This is a genomic window from Candidatus Methanoperedens sp., assembly GCA_012026795.1.
In the GTDB taxonomy this organism is placed as follows: domain Archaea; phylum Halobacteriota; class Methanosarcinia; order Methanosarcinales; family Methanoperedenaceae; genus Methanoperedens.
Genome location: VEPM01000058.1, coordinates 1 through 6,572, shown reverse-complemented (window position 1 = coordinate 6,572; position 6,572 = coordinate 1). Strand labels below are relative to the sequence as shown.

Genomic DNA, 6,572 nt, shown 5'->3' with positions numbered 1-6,572 from the left:
TCACACATTTCCATTACTGAAAACGCATGCCATAATAAGGTCACTCCGGATGGAAGGAGTGGCATTTCTGCAATTTGTGATGTAGTTTCTTGTCGCGGGATGATAGTTAGACCAACCAGTTATTACCGGGTTAAGGGCAGCTATCAGTTTCTCTTGTTTCCACGTTTTTCCAATATCGATTAAGTTACTGATTTTTTCAGTAACTTTATCAATGGATTTCTTCGACGGTTTAACAAGAAGTTTACCATTATATTTTCTGAAATTCCATCCAAGAAAATCAAAGCCATAATCAATATGGGTTATCAATGTTTTCTCATCAGAAAGTTCCAGACCTCTATCCTTCAGGAAATTTTTCATCAGTTCTTTAACTTCTCTTGCAATTTCCTCAGTTTTTGCAGTAACGATGAAGTCATCTGCATATCTACAAAAATTTACTTTGTATTTGGCATGATTTCTATCTATTCTTCCACTTCTACTTTTGAGGTATTTATCTGCAAGTGTGTTCTCAATCCCATCCAATGTCATGTTGGCCAGGATTGGCGAGATAATACCACCCTGTGGGGTTCCTGCCTCTGTTGGAAATAGATGGCGGTCAAATACATAACCGGCTTTTAGAAATTGTTTCAGAATTGATTTATCCATCGGGACATTGTTTATTAACCACTGGTGCGATATATTGTCAAAACAACCTTTAATATCACCTTCCAATATCCATACGGGAGAATTCTCTCTGCACAGATAGTGAAAAACTTGTTGACAAGCATCGTGGGTGCTTCTGAATTTTCTGAAGCCAAACGATGTCCTGTCCCCCGTGGCTTCTGCAATCGGTTCTAATGCCAAGGCATAGAGTGATTGCATAGCTCGGTCGTACATAGTCGGGATACCTAAGGGTCGTTTTTTCTTTGACCCATATTTTTCAATGTATACTCTCTTTAATGGCTTTGCCACATACTTTTTATCAGTTAAACTGAGAGCGGCTTTCATTTTCGCTTCGGGTGAAGACCATATTTCACCGTCAATCCCTGCCGTTCTTTTACCCTTATTTTGAGTAGGGTTTCTCGTTGCTAACAGTCTCGCAAAGTGCGAGTGGGTTAGTAGATACTGCAACCTCTTTACCAAGTACCATTTGCCTTCTTTAACTGCTTTTGTGATTCTGACCTGTAGCCTATTCACATGTTCTTCAACTTTCTTCCAGTCGATATCATTCCACTGGTTTTTCAGTTGTTTGTTTGCAAGCTTCTCATCTTCCGATGTAATTGAATTTCTTGCATTCATAGGTTTACCTTCGTTCACACAATCAAATACCAATGATAAGTTAGCACCTTTTCAGGTTGAGGCAAGAACCTCTATCCGGTCTGTTACTGACCGACGTTCGCTTTTTATCATATCCTCTATCCTCTGCACCATCGTTACTCCTTGCGGAGTTTCCTACCAGTTGGGAGTGCATGGGACTTACCAAGTTCTGCATCGCAAATAATTCTAAATGCCTTAGAAGCCATCTATGAGCCGAGAACCGTTTGTCCATTTCCCTGTAACGTGAGCCAAGCCATTACAGCCTGATTCTGTACCATTTTGGTTCAAGCGCATCGGTCTATTTTCGCTTGTCTGTATTTACGACTCTTACAATGGTTCAACATTTGTTTCTTCATAGCATTTTTACCTTAGCGGATTGTCTGAATTAGACTTCCAGAGTTCTCTACATTGTCTTATGGGCTTCATACCTTCTCATTACTGAAATCGCATGCCATAATAAGGTCACTCCGAATGGAGGGAGTGGCATTCTGCAATTTGTGATGCAACTTCTTGTCGCAATGGCTTATATACAATAATTGACTGTCAGTGATAAGAGATGGATTATATTCTTTATAAAATATGATCTCTTGGATAATGGATATGGTTTTCCGTTCTCTATTATCATTATTTCTTTGTTGGGATCTAACTTATACCATGATTTTTCAGCATTGTCTACATGCGGCAAAATACCTTTCTTTTTATCAAATACTTCAGAGAATACAGAAAAAAGACACTTTTTTTGAAAAATCTGTATTACCAATCTTTTTTAATAATGTTGAATATATCGGAAGTCTGTTGTAGGATATACTCAGGAGGAAATACGTCTAAGAAAACGTCTAAGTGGGAAGAGGCAGGGCAAGAGCTCGAGGATTATATTAAAAGCGTTTACTCCGCTTTGTTAAAAAACGAGTATTTAAGGAATTCAAAGATTGAAAAGAATCATATTGAAATTGGAAAGTGGGGAACTAAACGTAAATTCGATGTTTATTATGAAGTCAAAATAGCAGGAGTAACTCATAAAGTTGCAATCGAATGCAAATATCATAATAAAAGGATAACTGTAGAAATGATGGACGCGTTTGTGTCTAAGCTCAAAGATTGTAATAATATTCGTGGTTTTATGGTATCTACCAACGGGTTTGAAGAGGAAGCTAGACAAATAGGAAAACATAATGGGATTGAGTTAATTACCGAAGATGAATTGCCCAATATGTATGGCTTATTGATTGCACATACGGAATGTCTTAGACCCGACGAATGTGTACACGGGTATCCATTTTGGACTATTATGGAAGTAACTGAAGATGGGAAAAATACAGGTACATATTATTCACTTGGAGGCAACATAGTCAATATACTTATACCTCGCCCCGTCTGGCATGGCGGCAGAATATTATTATTCATATCGAAAAAGTCTGCTGAGCGGGTATTAAAAAGAACTGGGGTACATGGTTCTGCTGTTTTCGGAGTTACACGAGAACATTTGATAGGTATTTGTCATATGGCAGAAGAATATAATTGGCCCTTCGCAATCGCTAGCACATTGGGATTTGGTGGGCCAGATAACGGAATCCTTATGTTTGAACATTCATATGATGAGATATTAGATCATTTTGACACGAAATAATTTCTTTTTGCCAAAAAATATTTTATTTTATCAAACGCGTTATTTGATAACCAAGTTATGGCTTAAAGATAGTATTCAGAATCTTACTGAATGCAAGATCGTATTTTTAGACCCTGATAATGGCATTGATTTCAAAAATGAAGGTACATCACCGACACATGTTTATTATAATGAAATTATTAATTCTTCGAATCCAAACATCCAAAGATAGATATATCATCAATAACAATTCTTTAAAAGCTGAGAGAGTGGGTTAATTTATTCATAATTATTCAAAAAAATCCGGGAGAAAATTCATGCATGAAAATGCAGTTATTGTAAGCGGGGTGAGAACGGCAGTATGCAAATTCGGCCTTGGATTTAAAGATGTCCCAGCGCAACGATTAGGTGCTATTGTGATTACAGAAGCCCTTAAAAGATCCGGCCTGGATACCAGCGATGTTGGAGTGGTAATATGTTTTATACAAGAGAACAAAAAAACATAATTGAAATGCTCTTTTCGAATTCGGATAAAGGGGAATATGATCTTACAGAGGAATATAATCATATACTTGGTTCAATAGGGGATTTCGTTGAAAAAGAAATACTGCCGGACGCTGTAAGAATTGATGAGGAAAAGATATTCCCAGGACAGAATCTGGAAAAGATAGAAAAACAGGGAATTATGGCTATCCCTTTCCCGCAGGACTATAACGGGCTTGGACTTCCTTATCCTCTGTATGTTGCAGCCATTGAGATTCTTTCAAAAGGCTGTCCTAATACAGCACTCCAGGTGTCTGTTCAGGGAATGGTTTGTGAAGGAATAAGATTATTTGGCAGTGAAAAACAGAAAAACGAGTTCCTTAAAGAAAAAGGTCTTGTAAAGGGAAAAAGCCTCGTAGCTTTTGCTCTCACAGAACCCTGCTGCGGTTCGGATGCAAAATCTATCCGGACAACAGCAACACTTTCAGGCAATAATTATATAATCAATGGAACAAAGACCCTCATTACAAGTCCGGGGGAAGCTGATCATGTTCTTGTTTTTGCACGGACTGAAAAAGGTATTTGTTGTTTTCTTGTTCCGCGAAAGACTGCGGGATTCAATGTAGTAAGAGTCATCCCAAAACTGGGATTCAGGGGGCACAGGTTATCGGAAGTATATCTTGATAACTGTGAAGTATCTGAAAGAAACCTTATCGGGGAAGAAGGGAAAGGACTTGAATATGCAAAGCAAATCCTTAATTCAGGGAGATTGACAATCGCGGCAATAGCTATAGGGATAGCCCAGGCTGCATATGAAAAATCAATCTCGTACAGCAGGGAAAGGAAAGTATCCGGGGAGAGTATTTCGAAATTCCAGCTAATACAGGAGAAACTGGCTGATATGGCAACACAGATTAATGCTGCCAGGCTTTTGACATATTATGCAGCCCATTTAAAGGGTAATGGAAAAAACTTTGTATCCGAAGCGTCCCAGGCCAAGCTTTTTTCCGCTGAAATGGCATTGAAAGTCTGCGATAACGCTATCCAGATACATGGTGGCTATGGGTACACGGACGAATATGATATCCACAGGCACTGGAGAGATGCAAGGCTGCTTACTATTGGTGAAGGCACATCCGATATATTGAGATTATTAATAGCCCATCTGGCTTTGAAAGAGTAGAAGCGTTATGGATATCCGACAAATAGGAATAATTGGCGCAGGAACGATGGGCAGGGGAATAGCCCAGGTAGCGGCGCAGAATGGTTTCAAGGTTATTCTGGAAGACAAAGAAAAGGAAAGAGTCCTGTCAAAAATAAGAGTTGGCACGAGCCTTGAAGATTGTAAAGATTCTTATTCCCATGTTGAGAATATGGGAAAGCCTGTGATATAAGAATAGCTTCACAGGAATAGGCAGGGCAAAGGAACTGGCACAGACCCTGGCACAAAAGAGTCCGATAAATTTGAAATTAATAAAAACATTGATAAATTCGAATCATGAAATAAAGAAGGGCCTTGAGATGGAAATCATGGACTTTTCAGGGTGCTTTGCTTCCTAAGACCATATGGAAGGAATGAAGGCATTTCTTGAGAAGAGAAAGCCTGAATTTAAGGGAAGCTGAATCCAACACTATGATAAGACGTCCATTATTAATGGACATATACCCCAATACAAGCATAGCTAAATTACGTCACAATTAATCATTGCAATAGCCTTGAAATTTTTCGACGCACTTATATATGCATTATTATGTACATATATATGATGAAATATCAAAACCCATCAAAATTGGAGGACTAAAATGGATAGGATGAATAGGAAATATGTGACTCTGGGGTTACTACTAATTTTGGCGATAGCCCTGGTAGGATTGCCAGAAGCGCTTGCAGTAAGCAACTACCTTGACGCTTTCAAAACTAAATACGGTACTGCGAACACAAAACTTGATACCTGTGATATCTGCCATGTTTATGGAAGTAATGCAAGAAATCTTTATGGTCAAGACGTTGAGATCCAATTAATCGGAGGAGCAACAACCACGCTAACAGCAGGAGCAACAACTACGCTAACGATTGATCAGGCACTCACGAATGTAGAGCCAAAAGACTCAGACGGTGATACATACAGTAATATCGACGAAATTAAGGCCCTGACTTTTCCGGGCAATACATCCGATTACCCTGCACCGGCTGTAACCGTGACTTTCAAGATCACTGATGGTCTTAATAATATTCAGAACGCAGCTGTCTCAATGGACAGTATAAAGATGAAAACAGACAGTTCAGGAACAGCAGTGTTCACTAATATAGCTCCTGGGGACCATCCTTATGCTGTAAGCAAGACAGGATACAAACGACTTTCAGGTGTTGTAAGTGCGACAGGCAATGTAACAGTATTTGTAAAATTAGTACTGAAATAGAGATCTATTCTTTTTATTTTTTCGACCAGAAGTATTATCAATGTGATTATAAGACAGGATATTTTGAATGGCATATGACTCTGGACATTATTTTTTCAAAAGTTCTTGATCGTTATGTAGAGATAGAATATGGTACTGGTACAAAATTGCGTTCACTCCGATTTGTTGAGCCCGGAAAACAACTTAAAGAAAAAAAGACACATGACGCTGCTTTTGAATTAGAACGCTATTTTGGGGGTGAAGCAATTGATTTTTCATCGGATGTGGACATATCCTATCTATCGCCATTTGAACAAAAAGTGCTGGCGGAGACCAGGAAGATCAAGCACGGTAAAACAATTACCTATTCTGAACTCGCCGAAAAAATAGACAGCAGGGCAGTGCGGGCGGTCGGGAATGCACTTGGTAAAAATCCAATCCCCATTATCATTCCCTGCCACAGGGTAGTAGCAAAGAAGGGCATTGGCGGATACTCGGAAGGAATAGATATTAAAACCAGATTGCTGGAACTTGAACAGATATATGCCAATAACCTTTAATATGTCAAAAATGAATGTGGGGTCAGAGCCCCGATGGGGTAGCGGATATCCTTTGAGATTGCGGATCTTAAGACCTGGGTTCAATTCCCAGCCGGGGCGTTTCAGTTCAAGTTCAATTCCCCTTTTTTAAGGATTACTTCGTATGAAAAATCTATCCCGTCCATTCAGGTTAAACGTGTATAAAACAGATTACCTTAATAAATAATTTAGGTAACTTGATAAGTTTTCTA

Annotated in this window: 7 protein-coding genes and 1 tRNA gene; 7 read left to right on the top strand and 1 reads right to left on the bottom strand. The window is 38.9% G+C overall.

Annotation, left to right across the window (positions count from 1 at the left end; all coding sequences use genetic code 11):
* Positions 1-1,275: a group II intron reverse transcriptase/maturase gene (ltrA, locus tag FIB07_18065; GenBank protein ID NJD54750.1), complete on the bottom strand. Its 1,275-nt coding sequence runs from the start codon at positions 1,273-1,275 to the stop codon at positions 1-3.
* A gap of 694 nt (positions 1,276-1,969) precedes the next feature.
* Here ltrA and FIB07_18060 point away from each other — a divergent pair.
* The 7 genes from FIB07_18060 to FIB07_18030 all read left to right on the top strand — a co-directional run bounded on the left by FIB07_18060 (position 1,970) and on the right by FIB07_18030 (position 6,441).
* The gene (locus FIB07_18060; GenBank protein NJD54749.1) at positions 1,970-2,920 is read left to right on the top strand and encodes a restriction endonuclease; all 951 of its coding nucleotides are present in this window, start codon (positions 1,970-1,972) and stop codon (positions 2,918-2,920) included.
* 296 nt (positions 2,921-3,216) lie between these two features.
* Positions 3,217-3,405 (top strand): hypothetical protein, encoded by a 189-nt coding sequence (locus tag FIB07_18055; GenBank protein ID NJD54748.1) that lies wholly within the window; start codon positions 3,217-3,219, stop codon positions 3,403-3,405.
* Complete coding sequence (locus FIB07_18050; protein ID NJD54747.1) at positions 3,375-4,565, top strand: acyl-CoA dehydrogenase; 1,191 nt, start codon at positions 3,375-3,377, stop codon at positions 4,563-4,565. Before FIB07_18055 ends, FIB07_18050 begins: the two co-directional genes overlap by 31 nt.
* Positions 4,566-4,572: 7 nt before the next feature.
* A complete protein-coding gene (locus tag FIB07_18045; GenBank protein ID NJD54746.1) occupies positions 4,573-4,776 on the top strand; it encodes a hypothetical protein in 204 nt (67 codons plus the stop codon).
* A 409-nt stretch (positions 4,777-5,185) separates the two neighbouring features.
* Positions 5,186-5,803: a hypothetical protein gene (locus FIB07_18040; protein ID NJD54745.1), complete on the top strand. Its 618-nt coding sequence runs from the start codon at positions 5,186-5,188 to the stop codon at positions 5,801-5,803.
* A 74-nt stretch (positions 5,804-5,877) separates the two neighbouring features.
* Positions 5,878-6,342: a methylated-DNA--[protein]-cysteine S-methyltransferase gene (locus FIB07_18035; protein NJD54744.1), complete on the top strand. Its 465-nt coding sequence runs from the start codon at positions 5,878-5,880 to the stop codon at positions 6,340-6,342.
* Between the two features lie 27 nt (positions 6,343-6,369).
* Positions 6,370-6,441: transfer RNA gene (locus FIB07_18030), tRNA-Arg, on the top strand.
* The last annotated feature ends 131 nt before the right edge of the window (positions 6,442-6,572 follow it).